Raw genomic sequence first — 20,473 nt, 5'->3', positions numbered from 1 at the left:
CCTGTGAGAATTGAATGATCCTCTTAGCCCTCCAACGATCGAGGTCCTAAAACCAGCAATGTACCAGGTCTTGGGGGAAAAGTCTCAATATATTGCGGAATCTGATCGAGGGTAACGGCATCAATGCCAGCGGCGATTTCGTCAATTGTTCGCACGCGGCCCTCGAGAAATAAATCTTCAATAATACCTCCAGCGCGGCCCTCGGGCAAATCGCCAATGGTAAAAAGGCGGCCCTTGAGTACTGTCTTGGCTCGGACGAGTTCTTCGGCAGTGACATCGCGGCGCAATCGCGCAAGCTCTGATTGGCAGACATCCAGAGTCTCCTGGGCGCGATCAGCAGTTGTGCCTGCATAAACCGCCATCAGACCGCCACCGCGGTATGCCTGATAAAAAGCCGACACACTATAAGCCAGGCCGCGTTTTTCGCGGACCTCTGTAAATAATCGGCTCGATCCGCCGCCGGAAAGAATGGCAATGACGAGTTGACCCGCGTAATAGAGACCGTGGCCTCGTGGAACACCGCAAGAGAGCAGACAAATATGGGCTTGCTCTGATGGCTTTTCGCGATGTACACTGCGATCGGCAACAGAAATGGGATGAGACTCTCCGCTATCTGGTGCTTTACCTGCCCATCCGCCAAAAACATCACCAACAGTCTCGATTACAGTTTCCGCATCCAGGCCGCCTGCAACCCCAATGAGCAAATGGCCTGGCCTGCAATGTGCATCCCAATGGCGGCGAACGCCCGCAGGTACAATAGCCGACACTGTATCGGGTTCTCCAAGAGGAATCCTGCCCATAGGTGAACCAAGCCCTGCCTTATAGGTCATATACATGGCCTGTTGTATGGGGTTGTCCTCCATGCGTTTGAGTTCCTCAAGCGTGATGGTCTTGGCGATCTCGACCTGATCACTGGGAAAAGATGCACTGCGAAAAAGTTCGGCATAAAGTTCAAGTGCGGGTTTGAATTTGTCGGGCAGGACTTGCGCGAGAAAAGAGGTGTATTCGACGGAAGTCGAAGAACTGCGCCTTATCCCAAGACCGTCAAAAGCGTCAAATATGGCGCGTGCGTCGTTCCTGGGCGTACCCTTAAAGAGAACATCTTCTGCAATGCGCGTAATGCCCAATCTGTCGTTGGGATCGTCTTTTGCGCCAAACGTAAAACGGAACGCAACAACAGCCGATTGCGCACCTGGCATGGGTTCGACAACCACGCGAATGCCGTTTTCGAGAGTATAAATTTGTGGCTCGGACATTGGGGTCCTCACATAAAATTTTAGGGGCAGTGCCTCTGTGACTGCCCAATTGGTTTTTCTCATGTAATAACATGAATATATATTGTCAATAGATATTGTGACACTTATTCCTTTCAGGAGGTCATCATCTTCATGAACGTCAAAGTCGAAAATTTGCGTGCGTTGTGCCAATCTATCCTGACCGATCGCGGACTCGACGCACCTGACGCGCATATTGTGACAGATATTTTGATCGAAGCCGAATTGCGCGGACGCCCAACACATGGGATGATTCGCCTATCCGGCATTGCCGAACGCGTATCTCAAGGTACCCAATTGCCCATGGTCGTAGAAAAAGATGCGCCAGCTTATACCCTCATCAATGGACGAGATAATCTGGGCTATCTGGTAGCACATCGGTGTGCCTGCGCCGCGATTGACAAAGCCAAACAGAGTGGGGTGGGCGTTGTGGGTGCGCGCGATACGAGCCACAGTGGGATGCTGGGCTATTACGCCTCTATGATAGCCGATGCGGGCCTGATAGGACTGGTTATGTGCAACACAGGCCCGCGCATTGTCCCCTGGGGCGGGCAGCAGCCCATACTTGGTACAAATCCTATCGCAGCGGGATTTCCCTCAGCAGAAGGTCAAGTACTGGTCGATTTTTCGTGCGCGGCAATCACCAATGGCGAAATATTGGTGGCACTCAAAGACGGCAAAGAAATTCCCCCAGGACGCGCACTGGGACCAGATGGCAAGCCGACCACCGACCCCGAGCAAGCGCGCGCGGGTGGGGCATTGCCCTTTGGCGAACACAAAGGATACGCTTTGAGTGTAATGATTCAAATCTTTTCCGGCATCTTGCTCAATGCTGCACCCGTACCTGAAATGGGAAAAAATTACGGGATTTTCATGCTGGCCATTGATCCCTCAATTTTTTTGGGGATGGACATCTTTCAATCGGGAATTAGCGAAGTCATCTACACCATTAAAAACTCAATGCCCGCAGATGGCGTAACCGAAATTTTGATCCCGGGTGAGCGCGCCTTCAGAGAACGCGCGATGCGGATACAGTCGGGTGTGGATATCGACGATGAATTAATGGAAGAACTCCAGCAATTGGCATAGAGATCACCTCTTTACCCTTGACAGCCCGAATGTGGTTGGCTACCTTTCCGTTCCGCAAGGGTAGAGGCGCGAGCGATCATCAGTATGCGGCGCAGGAGGCGAAACGGAGTACTGCTCCACTGTGCCGACAAAAAGGGACCGTTCGCCGAAGTCCTGGCCTGTTTCGCCACAGGGCAGGGCTGGTTCAGTGGATAATATCTGCTGAACTGTCACGGGAAAAGTTTCCGTGGAGAGCTCTCTTGTTCGCGAGATTTTCTGCTGCGTTTAGCGTCTGGCGATACCCTTGAGAAGCCAGCGCTTTTTTTATCGCAAAGTGCAGAAACTGGAGGTTTTTATGTTGCAAGGATGTCATACGGCCTTAATCACACCTCTGACTGCCAACCATGCCCTGGACCAGGATGGTCTGGAAAAACTGGTGGCATTTCAGATTTCTGAAGGGATTGATGGCCTTTTGGCCTGCGGCACGACGGCTGAGAGTCCAACCCTGAGCAGTGATGAACAAAGCTTGATCACGCGCGTAGTGTGCAGCCAGGCCCGAGAGCAATGCCGTGCCATTGGGGGAGCGGGCAGCAACTCCACGGCAAAAACCTTAAAAGCAGCTGAATACGCCGCGCAAGTAGGCGCAGACTCCATCCTGCTCGTCGATCCCTATTACAACGGACCGAGTTCTCTGGAAATTCGCAAAGAATACGTCGAACCCGTGGCCCGTGCATTTCCCGAATTGGACATGATCCCCTATGTCATACCCGGTCGATCCGGCACGAAATTGCTCCCAGAAGACCTCGGCATCTTGTATTCCGAATACAAAAATGTGAACACCGTGAAAGAGGCCACAGGCGATCTGGACAACATGGCGCGCACCCGCGAATGTTGTGGCAATGCGTTTTCGATCATGTCGGGTGACGACGACAAAACATTTGACATGATGACCAGTGACCAGATTGACGCCGCAGGTGTAATCAGTGTAATATCCAATGTGGCACCCGGTCCTGTGACAAAAATGGTACACGCCCTCCAAAGCGGAGACATGGACGAAGCAGATCGCCTGCACGCCGCACTAAAACCCTTATTTGGGATGGTCGGCGTTGTATCCGAAGAACAAACACCTTACGGTGTGACAGAAGTCAAGGCGCGCAATCCATTGCCAGTTAAAACATTGATGAATATTTTGGGCATGCCAGCGGGACCTTGTCGCCAGCCATTGGGAAAAATGAACCGCGCCGGACTGGACATCGTACTGGGCATTGCCCGCGAAGTACAGGCCAATAACCCAGAGGTATTCGCACCCGTAGCGTCATTTTTTGGCACAGACATAGCGCAACGCCTGAACGATGATTCGGTACTGGATGGACTGGCGTATTGATAGCTTTTTTCTGGAGCAATTATGATTAAGGTGGGTATTTGTGGTATTGCCGGGCGGATGGGACAGCGAATAGCTCATCTGACCCTCGAAGCCGAAGGACTGGATTTGGGCGGTGGAGTCGAGTTTACGGGTCATCCCGTAATTGGAAAAGACATTGGCGAAGTCATAGGCGTTCCTCCCAAAGGTATATCAGTAGTAGATACGGTCGAGGCTATGACGGACAATGTCGATGTAATCACGGCATTCACCGCGCCCCCCGACCCGACAGTTGTCGCAGCAGAAATAGCTGGACGCGCTGGCGTGCCGATGGTCATTGGCACAACGGGATTGTCGTCCGATCAGGTAGAGACCATGACACATGCCCTTAAAGACGTGGCCTGTGTATTCGCGCCCAATTTCAGCGTAGGTGTAACAGTATTAGTCCAACTCGTCGAAGAAGCCGCGCGTATTCTGGGTGGCGATTACGATACAGAAATCGTCGAAGCGCACCATCGATTTAAAACCGATGCGCCATCGGGAACGGCTTACGCACTGGCCGAAGCCGCAGCAAGGGGATTGGATCGCAACTTGCAAGAAGTAGGCGTATATGGTCGCTATGGCGATACGGGCGCGCGGACACGCGAAGAAATCGGCGTACACGCCATTCGTGCCGGCGATATCGTCGGCGAACACACGGTCATGTTCGGAGGCATTGGAGAAACCATCGAACTCGCCCATCGCGCACAAAGTCGCGACACATTCGCCTCTGGCGTGATTCGGGCCATCCCCTTTGCCGTTGGAGCCGCCCCGGGTTTGTATGACATGCGCGATGTACTGGGGTTGAGGTAAAAAAGTAAGACGTAAAACGTAAAAGAGGAGGAAATTCATGAGTGTTGATGTGCATGCGGCATTTGATGCCGGACAAACCCTTGCTGTGGCAGATCGGATTTTGATCTCACCGCAGGCGGGTTCTTTGCAGAGCCGCGTAGATGAACTCTTAGACGCAATAAAAAATAGCGGAGCCTCTGGCGATTTAATTTGCAAGACATTGATTCAGTTGGGCATGAACTTTGTCGGACGCGATGCCGAGATCGTAGGATATGGTGCTGAGGAAATAGACGCAGCACTCGACAGTGTGTTAGACGCGCTCGATAATCTGGAAGGCGATCACGCGACTGGTGTTGTAGATGATTTTTTGGCCGACATGAAATCTGTGAACCTGGCCGATAGCCTCTCTGGATTATTAGCCGAGCGGATTGAGTCAAATCTGGACGCTGGCAATCCCGCACGGTCATTTTTGGAATTGCTCAAGACCAATATGCGCGGCGGTGTGTATTGGCAAATGATCGGTGAAAATGTCTGTAAATTTGGCAATGACTTTGCGCGCGGTCTGGAATACTTGCGGCACTACGGCTTTTGCCAGGTCTCCACAAATCCAGTATTGGCTGCCAAAGCATTTGACGAAGACCCCTCGCTGGACGATGAACTCAAAGCCGAGATCGCCAGGCACGACGAGTGGAAAGTCGATCCCGAAAAATATGCCGATGACATTGTAATGGCTGCCACACTGATCGCGCTGTGGCCCAATCTTTCAATCTTTCGGCCTCTGGCGATGTACACGGGACTGAAAGACTACATGGTGAGCTTTCAACTCAATCCCAATATCGCAGATCAGGCCGATGCCAGCATTGAAGATGCGCGCAACGCATATCGCATTGCCGATGATTATTTGAAAGGATATGACAAATTGTTGGGCGTCAGCGATATAACCCTGGATCCCAATATCGTATTCAAGGTCGGCGGCGGACACGAAGCAGCGCGAAAAATCACGACCGTGCTCAACAGCGCAGGCATTGGTACAAATAACACGGTCGTTTACACCGTTGCCCAGGAAGTACAACTCGTCATCGATGCCTTTGAAGGCAAAGCCAGAGCGGCACAGGCGGGTAAGCAAGTCGTGAGAACTTATGAAACAAATATGGGTGGACGGTTTGTAAGCCATTTGCGCGAAGTAGAAGCCGAAAAGCTATTCGGAGCATTATCAGAAGATCGCGCCAGTGAATTGCTCGTCGAACTCGCTTCTGATCTGGATGTTGATATACCCGAAGGGACATTGGCAGAACAAACGGCCGCAACATGTTCTTTTGCCCACCTGAAGTCACTGGAGCATCCCGTAATCTTAAAAGTTGCCGAAGCGGCCGGTCAATCTTCAGAAGCAATTGTGCAACTCGAAGCCGATTTAAAAAAAGCGGGGACAGTCGTTGCGCGACGCGTACATTGGATTTTCTACGCGCCTGAAAATCGGCCCAAATGGATTACCTACTTGTCAGACACCTACGGTTTGTCAGAAGATCAGGCACAGTGGATTTTGGCGTCAATGGATGTGCTGCCCGCGTCCAAGCGCGTCCCCGATGACACGCTTCACGCACTGGGCGAAAACATGTGCCATACAGAATTTCCCAACCATCAACGCGCCGTTCAACTCGTATCAGAAGAACCCGACTTTGACCTGGACGAACTCAGGGGATCAATCAGCCATGAATACGAACCCGGCGTAGCACAGCGACTTTACGAATTGCCCGATTTTCAGAAGGGCTATGATCTGACGCCTGCGCTAAAGGATTTTCTCGAGAATGACGTCCAAATTGATCTGAGTGGCTGGCAAACGCGGGGCATGGAACCCAGCGACTGGCCCGAATTTGGATCGGTTCAAAAAACCACCACCGAGTTTAAGGCCGCGTATGACGCATTTTTGGTGCGATGCGTTGAACTGGCCAAAGAAGTTGCTGGATAAGCGGTTCACAATGCAGATATCAGCGGGGATGAGGCTGTTACATCACTCATCCCCGCTTTTCATCTGCGCGTTTAAAATAGCACTTATTCCCTCCCGATTCTCGATGCGTACAAAAAACGATTCTTCGTGTCCCTCTGCCGAAAGCACCATCACATCCCGCATATTTTCACCGCTCTCATCCCTCTGTTGCTCCAATCGCCACATCATCACATATTCTGTCCCCGGGGCGCGTTGCCAGGGTACCAGAGGATCGACATCAACCAGTTTTCGAGGTTCTGCCCCACTAAAGTCCGCACCTGTAGCAGTATGCACGGTAAACTTGATCTGTCCATTGCGCATATCGTAAGCCACCTGCCCTTTTTCCGAAAAATTCCGTTGGTTGTGAGGCTCTATCACCGCCAGTGAATACGTACTGTCGCTAAGCACGAGAATTGTAATTTCTCGTTCCAGATCATCTTCTCCACGCACCCCGGTCTCGCTCCCGGCATACATAAACCAGGCGCCCATTGGCGTGTCCAATTTTTGTCGCGTCACAGTCTGATCTTTCTCTTTTTCTTCTCCAGCACATCCCGCGATCAGACAAAATAATACCACACCCAATACCTGTTTCATGAATCCTCCATATATAAAAGCGGCCCAAACAAAAATTTGGACCGCTCGCCTGTTTTTCGTGTGATGTACACTATCCTCCAAATGCTTCTTTAAAGCGCTCAAAAAAACCTTTCCCACCTTCTGGGGGCTGTATGTTTTCCAATTTTGCCAACTTGGCAAACAACTCCTCTTCTTCCCTGCTCAATTTGGCGGGCGTCCAGACTGCCACGCGCACGAGTTGATCGCCCGTACGATATCCATCCAATTCGGGAATACCCTTGCCGCGCAATCTAAAAATCCGCCCCGACTGTGTTCCCGCAGGAATTTTCATACTCACGCGACCAGTCAGCGTTGGCACTTCTATATCTGCTCCCAGAGCTGCCTGACTAAAACTAATGGGCAAGTCATACACAATATCGTTGCCGTGTCTTTCAAAATGGTCGTGTTCTTCTTCTTCAACAAAAACCATACAATCGCCCGCTGGTCCGCCATTTGGCCCGGCATTGCCCTGCCCTCGCAGGGGAATATAATTGCCCTCGGAAATGCCAGCGGGGATATTGACTGAAAGATCTTTCTGCATCTTCACTCGCCCCTGCCCATGACAACTGTCACATCGCTCGCGCACCACGTTGCCATTGCCATTGCACTGCGGGCAAGTTGTGACATTGACAAACTGTCCAAACAGGGAGCGCGTGGCCTGCCGAATCTGTCCCACACCACCACACATATCGCATGTTACGGGGGAACTTCCCGGCTTTGCACCAGAACCTCCGCACGTATCACAGGTCTCCAGCCGCGACAGCCGAATGGTTTTTTGAGCACCCTCGGCAATCTCCTCTAACGTCAGACTGATCGAAATCCTCAAATCTTCGCCGCGATTTGACCGCCGTGGGCTGCGCCGACCAAACAAATCGCCAAAGATACCACCGCCGAATATCTCATCCAGATTGGAAAAAATATCTTGAAAATCACCAGCGTGCGAAAAGTCTGACCACTGAAAGCCACCGCCCCGGAAGGTACTGCTGACGCCCTCGTGTCCAAACCGGTCATACGCCTGCCGCTTTTGTGCATCCATCAACACTTCATATGCCTCGGCACCTTCTTTAAACAATTCCTCAGCCTGTGGATTGTCCTTATTGCGATCCGGGTGATATTTCAGCGCGTGCTTGCGATAAGCTTTCTTAATATCATCTTCGGAAGCATTGCGATCCACACCCAATATCTCGTAATAATCTCTTTTGGCCATTAACCTTTCCCATCAACATGCAAAAAGAGCCGCACAATTGCGACCCTGTTCATAGTTTGTCTGCATCCGCGTCCTCTTCCTGAACTTCCGGTGCGGGTTTGCCCTGACTTACCACCACCTTGGCTGGCCGCAACACCTTATCGCCCAGGCTATATCCTTTTTCAATCTCATCTGAGACAATACCGGCACCGTGGACTTCAGATGGCATTTGCATCAATGCCTCATGCACATTCGGATCAAATGGTTTACCAACCGTCTCAATTTCTTTCAGATTGCGATTGTAGAGCACGCGCGGAAATTGCTCCATAATCATTTTTATGCCCTCTTGAAATCCCTCTGACTCTGTATCCCCATTTTCGCTGTGTGCCAACGCGCGACCAACCCCATCTAAAATGGGCAATAAATCGCGAATCACATCTTCGCTGGCAGATTGCACAAGGATCTCAAATTCTCGCGCCCTGCGTTTTTTGTAATTCTCAAACTCAGCGGCAAGGCGCATCCACCGATCTTTATACATTTCGGCTTCTTCGCGGGCCAAAAATAACGGAGTAGCCTCTATCTTCCCCTTCGGCTCCTCCGATTGATCGGCCTCCTCATCAACCTCATCTTTTGCCACCTCTGCCTCCGCATCCTCCACCACCTCTGCATCTACATCTTCCACGACTTTTTCTTCCAACGGTGTTTCTTCTTTTTTTTCATTCTTCTGCGCCATAAGTTCTCAACAACTCCTTTACCTGCGATCCAGCATCTCTTCTGTCAGATTTGCCATATACTGCACCAGGGGAACGAGCCGACCATAAGGCAATCGCGTTGGTCCAATAATACCGATAACGCCCGACACGTTGCCCACAGAATACGTAGAAGTCAGCAAACTGCAATCTTTGAGCGCGGGGGATTCGTGTTCATCGCCAATCGTGATGGAAATACCCGCATCGCGCGCGCGGTCACTCAACAAATGCGCCACGTATTCACGGGCTTCCAGCATACCAATCAGACCGGCAAGGCGTTCGCTGGAAAAATCGGGCTGACCAAAAAAATTGCGCGTACCATCCATATGCAAGTCCGCACTGCTCGGAAATCTGAATAAATGATCGGCACTATTGGCAAGCAAACGCAACAGCTTGGGAGACCCGGACGATGCGGACGCAAGCCGCTCTTTGACAGATGCCATAATCTCGCCTATCGTAAGCCCGGAAAGCCGCTGGTTGACCACCCGCCGCGTTTCTTCCAACTCGTCCCCTTCAATTTCTGAGTCGATTTCGACAACCATCGTCTTGACCAATCCAGACCGAATCGTCATCACCATCAGCAGCCTGGATTCGCTCAACTTGAGCATTTCTAAACGCTCAAAAATACCCTGAGTGAATTGAGGACCAAGGGCAATGCCCAGATTGTGCGATACATCGGCCAAAACTTTGGATACTTGCACCAGTAAATCATCGGCGTTGCCCTCTCGCAAACGCTCAACACTATCCCGAATAGACCGCTGTGCCGCCTCGGCGAGTTCCTCCCGATTCATCAGCATATCGACATAGTAACGATAGCCCTTATCGCTCGGCACCCTCCCAGCCGAAGTGTGAGGCTGGTACAAATAGCCTTTTTCTTCCAGGTCGGCCATCGAGTTTCGAATGGTCGCCGCGCTGAGTCCCAAATCCATCTTGGAAATTGTGCGCGATCCCACTGGCTCACCTGTGGTGACATAAGTGCCAATCAAAATGTCGAGAATTGCTTTTTCCCGAGGTGTCAGTTCGGTCATAGCATTCCCTTTCCGCCTGAATGAAAGGGGTAGAAAACGACCTATCCGCGTTGATACGTTAGTTTATGATATATATAGGAAGAGACAGCGATTGTCAAGCCCCATCAAAAAACGGGTTGGCCGACTTACCCGACCAACCCGTTTCCGATCTCAGACCTGCTTATTTTTTAATTTTACCCCACGGGCTTGCCAAAGGCATTGGCAAAGATCAAAAAGTCTGAAAATGCGACCGTACCATCCCCGTCCAAATCAGCCGCAGCATTGTATCCCGGCACTCCCTCGCTCGTGCCGAAAGCAGCGGCAAAGAGCAAGAAATCGGAGAAATCGACATTCCCATCGCCATTCAGATCAGCACTGCGCGTCTGAGACGGTGCCTGGCGTATCACGATTAAAGCTTGAACTGCGGTCCCGGAAATAGGCAATCCGAGAATAGAGACGGTATCACCTGGCATCAAGTCGGTAATGGGAAAAATAAGCTGGACAAGATTTTCAACATTGCCAGAAAAGAATATTGCGATAATATCCTCAACACTCTTTTGATCAAGGGTAATCATCAGAGCCTGTGAGACATCCACGTTCACCTGTTGACCATTGCGTTGGATGGAAAACGAATTCGTTTCAACATTCACACTCTGAACACTGACCTCTCTAATGTCAAGGAGTTCCGGCTCAGTAATTTCTTCCAGCATGACTTGTAAACCGGTTGCGCTGGCACCATCGACAACATGAATCAATGACGCGGGGTCAACTTCACCTGTGAAGGGATTGAGTCCCATATAAGCACCTAACGCAACCGTGTCTCCCTGTGCATCTACCACATCTTGACTCAGAAATAGCGCGTAAGACCCATCCGGCACATGTTTCAACTCAAATGCCAGTTGTTCAGGAAAGGATTCCAATACATTGAAATTAGAAATACGAACAATAGCACTTTCAAACGGGTCAGTACCATCCATCAGAGCTTTTGAATACAATTCAGAATCAATCAGGAATGCGCCACCTGGACCCGGTGTAAAACCCTCGGGCAAAATACCCACGCCGGAAACAACGGCATCTGACAGTTCCACTGTGCCCAGAAAATATTGTTGCGCCTCGGACAAATTTGCATCCGGATTGCCAATAAGTATCTGATAGGTCGTTCCCTCGGGCAAATTGACACTGCCCGTCAGCTTCATGTGATCTTCGCTGATGGCTGGCATAGCTACAAACAAACCTGCGGGATATGAAATAGCCCCCACATTTTCAATTTTAATGGGAACATTAAATGTAATCTCAAACTGCTGCATCCCACTCGGCACGGGTGGATTCTTCACATCTTCCTGAAGCGTCACACCGCCAATTACAAACGAAGTCACAGCAGGCGTAGCTGGCTGTTGTGGTACAAAACTATTGGGATCGCCGGGGTTTGTCACCTGAATGCTCGCATCTGGTGTACCATCGCCATCTGGATCGCCCAATTCTTGACCATTAGAAACGCCATCGCCATCTGAATCGAGCATTGCGAGCATGGCATTCCACACAACCTGACCACTGCGCCCAGGCTGCGTTAGATAATTATTGTTGATATCCCTGCCAAAAGAAGTGAGAGTACCACCGCCACCTGGGTTCACATGACACGAAGCACACCCGATCATACTGCCATTGGGCAACTGACCAACCCGTGCTGGACGGGCATCTGCCTGTCCCCATCCAATAAAGACAAGGACCAGGACCGTTAGTACTCTGTGAGAATTCAACCGCGACATAAACAATCCTCCTGAAGAGGGTGAATTAGAGACAACACGACGTTGCATCTCATCTCCGAAAAATGTAGATCATGTCCCATTGAAAGGCAACTGCTTTTTCAGTAAAAAAAATTGTCTTGCAACTTGTAGAGAAATGTATATAATTAGACCTTGTTTTTTTCGTATTTTTCTATAATTGAATCTTGTTTTTCGGGTATCATCGCCCGACAGTGTAACACATATTTAATACATGAGAAATCACGCGGAAACAAACACCATCTATATTCCGTGCCGATGTTTCGGGTCGGCAAAACTGTCGATCCTTTCATTTATCAATACCAGGCCACATTTCTCACCATGAAAGGAGCAAAATATGGCCCAAACGCCACAAGATGTTCTTGCAATGATCGCAGATCAGGGCATTAGAGTTGTCGATTTCCGATTTACCGATTTTCCCGGACATTGGCAGCATTTTACTGTCATGGCCTCCGAAATTGAAGAAGAAACCTTTGAAGACGGACTCGGCTTTGACGGATCCAGTATTCGCGGCTGGCAGGCCATCAACGAATCGGACATGCTCGTCATTCCCGATCCCGCCACAGCGTTGATCGATCCCTTCCTCGAAGAACCCACCCTCGTAATGATCTGTAATATTGCCGATCCCATCACCAAAAGCGGCTATTCGCGCGACCCGCGTTCGGTCGCTCAAAAAGCCGAAGCCTATATGCAATCCACGGGCATTGGCGATACGGCATTTTTCGGTCCAGAAGCCGAATTTTTTGTTTTTGACGATGTGCGCTTTGGCGAAGGGTCAAACCACGCCTTTCACAGCGTGGATTCGGTTGAAGGCTACTGGAATTCGGGCAGAGATGAAGGTCCCAACCTCGGTTACAAACCCCGCCACAAAGAAGGCTATTTCCCCGTGCCGCCCCACGACACGCTGCAAAATATACGTACCGAAATGGTGCTGACCATGGAAGAGGTCGGCATTGACATTGAAGTTCACCACCACGAAGTATCAACCGGTGGTCAGGGCGAAATCGACATTCGGTTCTGCCCGATGGTCACATGCGCCGACAGAATGACCTGGTACAAATACATTGTCAAAAACGTGGCACACAAACACGGCAAAACCGCTACCTTTATGCCCAAACCGCTTTTTGAAGACAATGGCACGGGCATGCACACGCACCAGAGCATCTGGAAAGGCGATGAGCCTCTCTTTGCCGGGTCGGGATACGCGGGTCTGAGCGAAATGGCACTGCACTATATCGGCGGCATTCTCAAACACGCCGATGCGTTGATCGCATTGACCAACCCGACCACCAACTCGTTTAAGCGTCTGGTACCCGGGTATGAAGCCCCGGTCAATCTGGCCTATTCGCAGCGCAATCGCAGTGCTGCAATACGCCTCCCGATGTATTCTCAAAGTCCCAAAGCCAAGCGCGTCGAATTTCGGTGTCCGGACCCGAGTGCCAATCCCTACCTGGCTTTCGCGGCCATGTTAATGGCTGGCCTGGACGGCATTCAAAACAAAATTCATCCAGGGGATCCGCTCGACAAAAACCTCTACGACCTCGAACCCGAAGAAGCGGCATCCATCCCGCAGACACCGGGTTCACTGTCCGATGCCCTCGATGCATTGGCGGCGGATCACGACTTCCTGCTCAAAGGTGATGTCTTTACCGAAGACGTGATCGAAACCTGGATCGAATACAAGCGCGAAAACGAAGTTGACGCCATCAACCAGCGTCCTCATCCACACGAATTCGCACTTTACTTCGATGTGTAATAGTATAAGCCGTTTTTAGAGGCACAAAAAAGCAGGTGGTTATATTTTCGGCCACCTGCTTTTTTTTCAGTCTCTAACCCCTCTCAATCCCTCAACTTCGTCTTCTCATCCCACCTCACCACATCCAGATGTTTTTGTGAAAAGCCAATCGCATCTCGGACATCGGCACCGCGCATGTCGGCGTTGTCAAACTGGGCTTTAAAGAGATCTGTTTTTTGCATGCGGGCGCGCTGGAGATTGGCCTGGCGCAAATCCACTTTGACGAGATCGGCCTCCTGGAGCCTGGCACTTTGCAGATTGGCCCCCCTCAAATTGGTATCGGTCAAATCAGACTTTCTAATATCTGCTGTACGCAAGGTGGCATTTTCGAAATCCACCTTGACCAATATGGCCTCTGACAAATTGGCCTTATAAAAATTCGCATTTTTGCATCTGGCGTCACGCAAATTGCACCCCACCAATTTTGCCTCCTCAAAATTTGCGTCTTCCATATTTGCACCGCTGAGATCAGCCAATTCCAAATCGGCTGGCGAGACCTGTGCGCCTTTCATATTCGCTCTTGTAAGGATCGCATTCTGCAAGAACGCCCCGCTCAGATCAGCACCTTCGAGATTTGCATCGCGCAAATTAGCCTGTAAAAGACGCGCGCGCTGTAAGTTCGCACCCGATAAATTTGCACCCCGCAACTGCGCGCCACTGAGAATGGCTTCGCGCATATCGGCGTGTTGTAATGCGGCATTCTGCAATTCCGCTCGGTTTAGATTTGCACCGACCAAATCAGCGCGTGCTCCCTCTGTCCCGTTGGACGCTATCCAGGCTTGATGTCGTGCAAGGATCTCGCGCATCTGTGCAGGTGAAAGAGTTATGGGCATGTGATTTCTCCCTTCGCTAAATTTTGATGACCTCGTTTTCGGTTACGATCAAATCCATCTTCACATCGTGTGGCTCGGCAGGCACGCGATCTATGATCTGAAAGGCATAAGATAAACCGATTCGAACTGCTTCCGTCCGTGCCAGAAATCGGTCATAATATCCACCACCCGATCCAATCCGATGCCCACGGCGATCAAAAGCGATACCCGGAATGAGGATCAGGTCAATAGTATGAGACAACAACACCTTTTGGGAATCTGGAACCGGTTCGCGCAAGCCATAATGCACAGGTCGCAGATCGCTCAGTCCCGCAATTGCCTGAAAATTCATATCCCCATCTTTCCGCGTAACAGGTACTCCCACCTGTTTGCCGCTGTCAATTGCTTTTTGGATCACTATTCTCGTATCCACTTCATTTTTTATCGACACATAACAGGCGATGCACCGTGCAAGCTGGTATGCTGGCATATCGATTAGCTGGCGATAAATACGCAAACTCTTCTCGCGAACAACTCGTTCGGACATTTGGATACGCTCGGTGTGAAGGCTACGTTTTAGATCTGGCTTTGTCATAATAAGTTTCTCGCTTCTCGCTTGACTTTAATAAATTAAACCGTTAAAATTTCACAACATTTTTATTATATTTATCGGCATTCAGGCGGACAAGTTGAATTTTCATCGTTAATAATATGAAAGACACACACATAAACGGCTCTCGCGACTGTACTCAGCTTCAAGATAGACTAAAAGCGCGAGGCAACCTGCCGTCGCATATTGCGATAATTATGGATGGCAATGGGCGGTGGGCGCAACAGCGAGATTTGCGCCGCACAGATGGGCATCGGTCTGCCCGCGAAACTGTGCGCGATATTGTGCGTGCCTGTGGCGAACTCGAAATAGATATTCTCACCCTGTTCACCTTTGGCACAGACAATTGGCGTCGCCCCTGGTCAGAAGTATTGTCACTGATGCAATTGTTGCGTGACTGTTCACACGAAGAACTCAATGAATTGCAGGAAAACAACGTGCGTCTCATTGCAACCGGCGATACGGATCGGTTGGTCAAGCACTCGCGTAAAGCACTTGAAAATGCCATTCGCGAAACGGCTAACAATACGGGGCTTACGCTTAATCTCGCATTGAGCTACGACGGCAAAAGCGATATTCTTCAAGCCGTGCAAAGCATTGCTGCCGACATCGCACAGGGACGCATTTCACCAGACGCTATTGATGCCAACTTATTTTCCAAACGCCTTTATACAGGTGATTTGCCCGATCCCGATTTGCTGATTCGCACCAGCGGCGAAGTGCGCTTGAGTAATTTTATGCTCTGGCAATGTGCTTATACCGAATTCTGGTTTACAGATGTGCTGTGGCCCGATTTTAAGCGCAAGCACCTCTACGAAGCCATCCGCAGTTATCAAAATCGAGAACGGCGGTTTGGCAAAACAGGACTTCAATTGCGCGATGAAACGCTCGCAAGCAAAACCAATGGGTCTTCGGAGGACTTGTGGCAAAGTCCAATCTAATTCAGCGCGTGTTGGCAGCCGCAGTTTTTGGTCCAGTTTTGGTGGTGCTATTCTGGTTGGGTGACTATTGGCTATTTGTGATGTGGTGCGGCGTGGTCTCTGTAGGCACCTGGGAATTTTATCGCATGCTATCGCAGAAAGGGCTGCAACCCTGGACGGGATTTGGCATTATTATATCTCTCTCCTGGTGTGCTGTGGCATTTGTTATTGGGCCAAATGCTTTCGTATTTTTTTTTCTCGTATTATTGCTTTTGATGTTTAGCATAGCCCTGTTTCGAGACACCACAGGCCATCGCCTACTCAATGCGGGTGGCACGCTCTTAGGGGTACTTTATGTCGGTTTTTTGGGCAGTTTTGTTCTCATAGTGAGAAACACATTACCCGTTGGCGCGTCAGAACTTGCTGTTCTCATTTTACTGGGGATTTGGGCCAATGATACAATGGCCTATTTTTTTGGACAGTGGTTTGGCCGATGGCATCCCTTTCCCACAATCAGCGCGGCTAAGACCGAAGCTGGATTCATCGGAGGTCTTCTATCCGCACTTTTGGTCATAGGACTCGGCGGACAGGTACTCGGACTATTTAATATAGCCCAAAGCCTCATACTAGGCCTTCTCATTGGCATTGGGGCATCTTTGGGAGATCTCGTTGAATCCATGATCAAACGCGATATGGACGTTAAAGACACATCGGAATTGATTCCCGGGCACGGTGGCGTCCTGGACCGCTTTGACAGTACTTTTTTTGTTTTTCCACTCGTCTATCTTTATTTTCAACTGATAGCCAGTACCTCACCGGTGTTGGACTAATTTTTATGGTAAAACGCGTTGCCCTTCTCGGATCCACAGGCTCTATCGGCACAAACACGCTACGTGTTCTGAATAGCCTATCCGACCGATTTGAACTGGTGAGTTTATGTGCCGGACGCAATGCCGAGTTGCTGTGCGAACAAGCCGAGCGCTGGCGCCCTAAGCGCGTTTGTATTGCCCAGGGGGCAAAAGAGGTGCAGGCGCGTCTCGCACCACTGGGTATTGAAGTGCTCGAAGGCAGCGCGGGCTTGCAGGACCTGTCTGTCGATACCGATACCGACCTGATCATTAATGGCCTGGCGGCAGGCGTGGGACTGCGCCCTACGCTATCTGCTGTGCGCGCAGGCAAAGATGTGGCAATTGCCAACAAAGAGACACTGGTTGTCGCAGGGCATCTGGTAACTGATTGGGCAAAACAGACCGGCGCCACATTATTGCCGATCGACAGTGAGACAACGCCGCTGTGGCAATCGTTGCAAGAGACGAACCGAGACGAGGTCAAACGCATTTTACTGCCCGCCTCGGGCGGCCCTTTTTTTGACTATACGCAAAAGCAAATGGCGAGTGTTTCACGCGATCAGGCACTCAATCACCCCACCTGGCAGATGGGACCAAAAATTACGATTGACTCGGCCACATTGATGAATAAAGGCTTTGAAGTGATCGAAGCACAGTGGTTTCTCGATTTGCCAGTCTCGAAAATCGATGTAATTATCCATCGACAGTCTATTGTGCATTGTCTTATCGAATATGTGGATGGCGGCATGATGGCGCACCTGAGCACACCCGATATGCAGTTGCCCATTCATCAGGCTCTGGTACATCCCGAAAAGCTGCCTACACAGGTTGAACGTCTCGACCTGACAAAGGTCGGCACATTGAGTTTTTTTCAGCCCGATACAGAGCGATTCCCCTGTCTTCAATTGGCATATCAGGCCGTAGAACAGGGGGGAACTGCGCCCGCTGTACTCAACGCTGCCAATGAAGTCGCCGTGTATGCTTTTCTCGATGGCCGCATCGGATTTCTCGATATCCCTCGTGTAATAGCAAAAGCCCTCGATGAGCACGAGGCAGGCGAAGACACTCTCGAGGCGGTCTTTGACGCAGACCGTTGGGGGCGAGACCGTGCAAATACGCTGATTTGTTCACTTGAATCATAGAAACGAGGTTTCCCGTGATCGTCGATCTTCTCTACTTCCTTTTTGTCTTAGGCGTGCTGGTTTTTGTTCACGAACTCGGGCATTTTTTAGTCGCTAAAAAATCGGGCATCCGGGTTGAAACCTTTTCACTTGGCTTTCCACCCAAAGCGATAGGCGTGAAAATTGGCGAGACCGAATACTGCCTTTCGTGGTTGCCATTGGGCGGCTATGTGAAGATGGCCGGCATGGAAGATTTTGGTCACGAAGAGCGCAAGGGTAAGCCATGGGAAGTTCAGGCGAAGCCGCGCTGGATACAAATGGCGGTGCTCATCGCTGGTCCAGCAATGAACTTTTTTCTTGGCTTTTTGCTATTGCTCACTCTGTATATGTCGGCGGGCGAATACGCATTTTTGGACGATTCGCGCGTGGGTGAAGTTAAGACAGACTCGCCCTTGTATACGGCTGGGCTAAGGCCAGGAGACCGCATTTTGACCGTTGGAAATACAGCGGTAAATGACTGGGAAGAAATGGTAGATGCGTTTCTCCTTCAGACCGGTGACGTGGTGCCCGTTGAAATTGAACGAATATCCGCCTACCGATCAGACATGACCGAGCGAATGATGATCTCTGTCGAGTTGACCTCGCTTCCCCGCGAAGATCTGGGACTGGGATATTATATGACCACAGAGGTCGGAGCCATAATGCCCGGAATGCCAGCCGCAGAAATTGGACTGCAACCGGGCGATGTAATTACATCGGTCAATGATGTCCCCGTCACGATGTGGTGGGAGATGAGCCGCGAGATATCTGCGCAACCAGGTGTGGAAATCTCATTGACCTGGCAGCGCAATGGCGAAGAGATGACGGCGCAGATTATTCCCGCTTCTCAAACTTTTAATGGCGAGACCGTAGGGCGCATTGGCATTGACTCGGCTTCCAAACGCAACCCCATTTCCTTTTTTAAGGCCGTGCGCCGCAGCGCATCAGAAACCATCAATTTGTCAACAGCTATTTTTGGATTTGTCAAACGCCTGATCATAGGACAAGAATCCAGCAGAGCTCTGGCCGGACCTGTGGGGATTTTCCAGATGGTGGGACAAAGTGCTGAGCTCGGTTTTTCTTCTCTACTGTGGTTTATGGCTCTGCTCAGTATTAACCTGGGCGTACTCAACTTGCTACCCATTCCCATGCTCGATGGCGGCCATCTCACCATTCTTGCGATTGAAGGCATTATCCGCCGAGATTTATCTGCGCGACACAAAGCCTGGCTCCAACAAGCTGGATTTGCATTTTTACTCTTCCTGATTATTTACGTAACCTTCAACGATATCGGACGCATTTCCGGATGGTTTGGAAACTAAAGCTCCAGCCCACCTGTTAGATAAAATCCCCCGCATTTTTTTGTGGGGGATTTTTTTATTTGCAACCAGTCCACAGCCTCTCACTTCTCACCTTTCTTTGTCGTCTTTTGAAATGCCTTCATCTCACGCTCTGCTGCCTCGCCAAATCGCTGCTGAATCAGGGCAATGAGTGCATCCCATTTTTCGGGGTGATCCCGACGATCTTTGAGAAATTTCTCAATATCGGCTTGTGTAATACCATGGCGTTTGAACAGTTTTTCCCGTTCCACCAGCAATGAATCGGACGCGTGTACATAACGGTGGTGAAGTTCCAACGCGTCTGCAAATAGCTCGATAAATTTTTTATCCGATAGCTTTGGCGATGCCCCGGGGTACAACTGTTCATCGGGCGCGCATCCGACCGTGCCGAGTACAACACACCAGAGGAGCAATCTTTTCATAACAGGGTTCCAGGGAGAATCCCACAGAGGTCCTTCCGCAATTCCCTCAAAGTACGCCACAATAACGCATATATAAATAACTTATTTTTTCTATATAAAACAATTGACTTTTGAAACGCGAATTACTAATTTAAGCCAAGTGGCATATTGTGGTGGATTGTGGTGGATTTTAATTTTTTATATATTACTTTGAAAAATAACAACTTAGCTCCCTCAGGCCTCTCAGATGTCCGATAACTGTCCAGAGTTTTATGGCGACTTTGAAAATATCCCCATCGATACCAAGGGTCGCTTAATTGTCCCAGCAGCGTTTCGGAACGCACTGCCCAATGGCGTAAGTTCAATTATTGTCACGCAGTGGTTTGATGGCTGTTTGGCCGCGTTTGACCCCGATGGATGGCGGCGGATCATTGATCAACTCCGCAACATGGGACACTCGCAAGTTCAGTCAAGACAATTAGTTAGAGCAATGGCGGGGCGTGCATCTGAAGTAAAACTCGACCGCCAAGGGCGTGCATTGATCCCCCGAAAACGTCTGGATTCGGTCGGTATTACAGATCGGGCAACGCTGGCAGGCGCCGTTGATTGTATTGAAATTTGGGATCCGGATAAGTATAACGAAGCTCAAAATGCCGTCAATATGGAAGAGATAGCAGAAGGTTTAGAACGGTAGAAAATATTCCAAAATTCAGAATAAATATTCGGAATAAATAT

The 20,473-nt window shown here is 50.2% G+C and carries 19 protein-coding genes; 10 read left to right on the top strand and 9 right to left on the bottom strand.

The annotated features are described in order from the left end of the window. Positions 1-23 precede the first annotated feature (23 nt). Positions 24-1,469: an insulinase family protein gene (locus tag F4Y39_03775; protein MYC12823.1), complete on the bottom strand. Its 1,446-nt coding sequence runs from the start codon at positions 1,467-1,469 to the stop codon at positions 24-26. Here F4Y39_03775 and F4Y39_03770 point away from each other — a divergent pair. The 4 genes from F4Y39_03770 to F4Y39_03755 all read left to right on the top strand — a co-directional run bounded on the left by F4Y39_03770 (position 1,389) and on the right by F4Y39_03755 (position 6,499). Beyond that, positions 1,389-2,363 (top strand): Ldh family oxidoreductase, encoded by a 975-nt coding sequence (locus F4Y39_03770; GenBank protein ID MYC12822.1) that lies wholly within the window; start codon positions 1,389-1,391, stop codon positions 2,361-2,363. The genes F4Y39_03775 and F4Y39_03770 overlap by 81 nt on opposite strands. A 334-nt stretch (positions 2,364-2,697) precedes the next feature. Further along, a complete protein-coding gene (locus tag F4Y39_03765) occupies positions 2,698-3,726 on the top strand; it encodes a 4-hydroxy-tetrahydrodipicolinate synthase (GenBank protein ID MYC12821.1) in 1,029 nt (342 codons plus the stop codon). Between the two features lie 21 nt (positions 3,727-3,747). Beyond that, positions 3,748-4,554 (top strand): 4-hydroxy-tetrahydrodipicolinate reductase, encoded by an 807-nt coding sequence (locus tag F4Y39_03760; protein ID MYC12820.1) that lies wholly within the window; start codon positions 3,748-3,750, stop codon positions 4,552-4,554. Between the two features lie 37 nt (positions 4,555-4,591). Next, the gene (locus F4Y39_03755; protein MYC12819.1) at positions 4,592-6,499 is read left to right on the top strand and encodes a hypothetical protein; all 1,908 of its coding nucleotides are present in this window, start codon (positions 4,592-4,594) and stop codon (positions 6,497-6,499) included. 42 nt (positions 6,500-6,541) lie between these two features. On the opposite strand, the gene F4Y39_03750 is transcribed toward F4Y39_03755, so the two are convergent. From F4Y39_03750 to F4Y39_03730, 5 genes are all read right to left on the bottom strand, one after another. Beyond that, positions 6,542-7,111: a hypothetical protein gene (locus F4Y39_03750; GenBank protein MYC12818.1), complete on the bottom strand. Its 570-nt coding sequence runs from the start codon at positions 7,109-7,111 to the stop codon at positions 6,542-6,544. 70 nt (positions 7,112-7,181) lie between these two features. Next, a complete protein-coding gene (gene dnaJ / locus F4Y39_03745; GenBank protein ID MYC12817.1) occupies positions 7,182-8,336 on the bottom strand; it encodes a molecular chaperone DnaJ in 1,155 nt (384 codons plus the stop codon). Positions 8,337-8,385: 49 nt separating this feature from the next. Beyond that, a complete protein-coding gene (locus tag F4Y39_03740; GenBank protein ID MYC12816.1) occupies positions 8,386-9,048 on the bottom strand; it encodes a nucleotide exchange factor GrpE in 663 nt (220 codons plus the stop codon). An 18-nt stretch (positions 9,049-9,066) separates the two neighbouring features. Next, complete coding sequence (gene hrcA / locus F4Y39_03735) at positions 9,067-10,092, bottom strand: heat-inducible transcription repressor HrcA (GenBank protein MYC12815.1); 1,026 nt, start codon at positions 10,090-10,092, stop codon at positions 9,067-9,069. A 173-nt stretch (positions 10,093-10,265) separates the two neighbouring features. Next, positions 10,266-11,837, bottom strand: a complete 1,572-nt coding sequence (locus F4Y39_03730) for a hypothetical protein (GenBank protein MYC12814.1) — start codon at positions 11,835-11,837, stop codon at positions 10,266-10,268. Between the two features lie 352 nt (positions 11,838-12,189). Between F4Y39_03730 and glnA the strand changes: the two genes are divergently transcribed. After that, positions 12,190-13,608, top strand: coding sequence for a type I glutamate--ammonia ligase (gene glnA / locus F4Y39_03725; GenBank protein MYC12813.1), 1,419 nt, complete (start codon positions 12,190-12,192; stop codon positions 13,606-13,608). Positions 13,609-13,691: 83 nt separating this feature from the next. Here glnA and F4Y39_03720 read toward each other — a convergent pair whose 3' ends face one another. Next, the gene (locus F4Y39_03720) at positions 13,692-14,480 is read right to left on the bottom strand and encodes a pentapeptide repeat-containing protein (protein ID MYC12812.1); all 789 of its coding nucleotides are present in this window, start codon (positions 14,478-14,480) and stop codon (positions 13,692-13,694) included. 16 nt (positions 14,481-14,496) lie between these two features. Then, entirely contained in the window at positions 14,497-15,054 is a 558-nt protein-coding gene (locus tag F4Y39_03715) for a 5-formyltetrahydrofolate cyclo-ligase (protein MYC12811.1), read from the bottom strand. Positions 15,055-15,170: 116 nt separating this feature from the next. Between F4Y39_03715 and F4Y39_03710 the strand changes: the two genes are divergently transcribed. From F4Y39_03710 to rseP, 4 genes are read left to right on the top strand one after another with little or no spacing between them, the layout of a single operon-like run. Further along, complete coding sequence (locus tag F4Y39_03710; GenBank protein MYC12810.1) at positions 15,171-16,010, top strand: isoprenyl transferase; 840 nt, start codon at positions 15,171-15,173, stop codon at positions 16,008-16,010. Continuing rightward, positions 15,992-16,819, top strand: coding sequence for a CDP-archaeol synthase (locus F4Y39_03705; protein ID MYC12809.1), 828 nt, complete (start codon positions 15,992-15,994; stop codon positions 16,817-16,819). Before F4Y39_03710 ends, F4Y39_03705 begins: the two co-directional genes overlap by 19 nt. A gap of 5 nt (positions 16,820-16,824) precedes the next feature. Then, positions 16,825-17,979 carry a 1-deoxy-D-xylulose-5-phosphate reductoisomerase gene (locus tag F4Y39_03700; GenBank protein MYC12808.1) on the top strand — a complete coding sequence of 385 codons (1,155 nt, stop codon included), beginning with the start codon at positions 16,825-16,827 and terminating at the stop codon, positions 17,977-17,979. Next, positions 17,973-19,319 carry an RIP metalloprotease RseP gene (gene rseP / locus F4Y39_03695; protein MYC12807.1) on the top strand — a complete coding sequence of 449 codons (1,347 nt, stop codon included), beginning with the start codon at positions 17,973-17,975 and terminating at the stop codon, positions 19,317-19,319. Before F4Y39_03700 ends, rseP begins: the two co-directional genes overlap by 7 nt. An 80-nt stretch (positions 19,320-19,399) precedes the next feature. Here the strand turns inward: rseP and F4Y39_03690 are convergent, their stop codons facing one another. Beyond that, positions 19,400-19,759 (bottom strand): hypothetical protein, encoded by a 360-nt coding sequence (locus F4Y39_03690; GenBank protein MYC12806.1) that lies wholly within the window; start codon positions 19,757-19,759, stop codon positions 19,400-19,402. A 226-nt stretch (positions 19,760-19,985) separates the two neighbouring features. On the opposite strand from F4Y39_03690, the gene F4Y39_03685 reads away from it, so the two are divergent. Further along, a complete protein-coding gene (locus F4Y39_03685) occupies positions 19,986-20,432 on the top strand; it encodes a division/cell wall cluster transcriptional repressor MraZ (protein ID MYC12805.1) in 447 nt (148 codons plus the stop codon). Positions 20,433-20,473 lie beyond the last annotated feature (41 nt).

This window comes from Gemmatimonadota bacterium (genome assembly GCA_009838845.1).
Lineage (GTDB): Bacteria > Latescibacterota > UBA2968 > UBA2968 > UBA2968 > VXRD01.
Note: the sequence above shows the minus strand (reverse complement) of the source record. Positions and strands in the feature narration are given on the sequence as shown.